The 816-nt window shown below is 75.9% G+C and carries 1 pseudogene; it reads left to right on the top strand.

Going from position 1 to position 816, the window contains the following annotated elements:
- Positions 1-257: 257 nt before the first annotated feature.
- A pseudogene (locus EAO70_RS35595) lies at positions 258-506 on the top strand (EamA family transporter); the annotation flags it as partial.
- Positions 507-816: the final 310 nt, after the last annotated feature.

Here is an 816-nt window from a genome sequence, read left to right as displayed (position 1 = left end):
GCGGCCACGCGAACGACCGGGTCCCGCCCCCGACACCACCGTCGCCGCGATCCCCGACCGCGTCACCCGCTGATGACGATCCGATTCCCGGCAGGCGGACCGGCCGGCCCGAGCCACCTCGACCGCGCGACCGGCACGTCGAACGAGCCGAAGGAGGCGAACGGTCAAGGGCAGGACACCCCTAACGCGCCTGCTCGACCTCCCACGCCGCGAGTGCCGCCAGCTGTTCCGCGGTGACGTGGTCGGGGATCGGGAGCGGGGCCGGGGTGATCCGCGCGGCCCTCCCCGCCCTGGCCTTCGTCGGACTCGCCGACGTCGCCGCGAACGGCACGTACGCCGTCGCCGCCCAGCAGGGCCCGGTCACGGTCGCCGCCGTCCTCGCCAGCCTCTACCCGGTGGTCACGGCCCTCGCGGCGTACGCCGTCCTCAAGGAACGCCTCCGCGCCGTACAGGCGGCGGGCGCGGGCCTCGCCCTGGTGGGCACGGTCCTGCTGGCGACCGGCTAGGCCCAGGCCGGGCGGCCACGCGAACGACCGGGTCCCGCCCCCGACACCACCGTCGCCGCGATCCCCGACCGCGTCACCCGCTGATGACGATCCGATTCCCGGCAGGCGGACCGGCCGGCCCGAGCCACCTCGACCGCGCGACCGGCACGTCGAACGAGCCGAAGGAGGCGAACGGTCAAGGGCAGGACACCCCTAACGCGCCTGCTCGACCTCCCACGCCGCGAGTGCCGCCAGCTGTTCCGCGGTGACGTGGTCGGGGATCGGGACGGGGGCCGGGGTGACGTGGTCGGGGATCGGGACGGGGGCCGGG

Origin of the sequence: Streptomyces sp. adm13(2018), from assembly GCF_008042145.1 — a bacterium.
In the GTDB taxonomy this organism is placed as follows: Bacteria; Actinomycetota; Actinomycetes; order Streptomycetales; family Streptomycetaceae; genus Streptomyces.
The sequence above is the reverse complement of the archived record's forward strand: the minus strand, read 5'-3'. Positions and strand labels throughout refer to the sequence as shown.